Origin of the sequence: Mesorhizobium sp. M7A.F.Ca.ET.027.03.2.1 (assembly GCF_003999175.1) — a bacterium.
Lineage (GTDB): Bacteria > Pseudomonadota > Alphaproteobacteria > Rhizobiales > Rhizobiaceae > Mesorhizobium.
Map to the genome: position 1 here is coordinate 1 of NZ_RZOM01001580.1, position 906 is coordinate 906.

At 64.3% G+C, this 906-nt stretch carries 1 protein-coding gene; it reads right to left on the minus strand.

The annotated features are described in order from the left end of the window. Positions 1-59: 59 nt before the first annotated feature. A partial coding sequence (locus EN750_RS36565; RefSeq protein WP_145968299.1) for a DMT family transporter occupies positions 60-906 on the minus strand: 847 nt, incomplete at its 5' end.

The window sequence follows — 906 nt, forward strand, 5'->3', positions numbered from 1 at the left end:
CTTGGGGATGGCCCGTCGCACCCATAATGCCTGACCCGGATGATGGTTCCGTGACTGTGTCACTTTTTTAAGAAATATTTGACGCCACGCGTTCCGGGGCCGGCCATGCGTTGCGAGCGGGCCCTCAGCCAATCCCGCCCCGCATGGGCGAACACCGCGCACAACACGATGATGCCGCCGATCATGCTGGCGGCTGGTGCAATCTCGCCCAGGAACAGGAAGGCAAACAGGATCGCGAACGGCACTTCGGCCGAGCCGAGCAGCCCGGATTCGGCCGGCGGGATGAGCCGCGCGCCCTCCGTCCACAGGATCGAGGATAACGCAAAGGACGCGCCGAACGTGGCGAGCAGAACGGCATCCCTTGGCGAAACCGCCAGCGGATCGGTGACGAACCAGCCGAGCAGGAACAGCAGGAACGCCGAAACCGCGCCGGCCCACACCACCGGCGTGTCGCGGAACGCGCGCACCATGATCATGTAGAGGCCGCTGCCGATGGTCATCAGCAGTGCCAGTCCGTCGCCGAACAGATTGCCACTGCCGAAGCCGGACCAGACCATGATCGCCACGCCGCACAGCGACACGGCGGCGGCGACCATCGTCTGCAACCGGAAGGGTTCGCGCGTCAGAACCCAAGCCAGCAGCGCGGTGACGAAAGGTGCTGTGGCATAGATGACCGCGACATTGGCGACGAAGGTGAACTTGAACGCCGAGATGAAGGCGATGCTGGCCAGAGCTCCCTCTACCGCCAGCAGCCAGCCGCGCCAGCCAAGCCGCAGCGTTTCGCGGTTACCGGAACGGTGACGCCGCCACAGCACATAGAAGCTGATCAGGATGGCGCCGACAAAGCCGCGCCAGCGGATGATGGTCAACGGGTCGGCATGGATCGACTTTGTCAGAACACCGGTC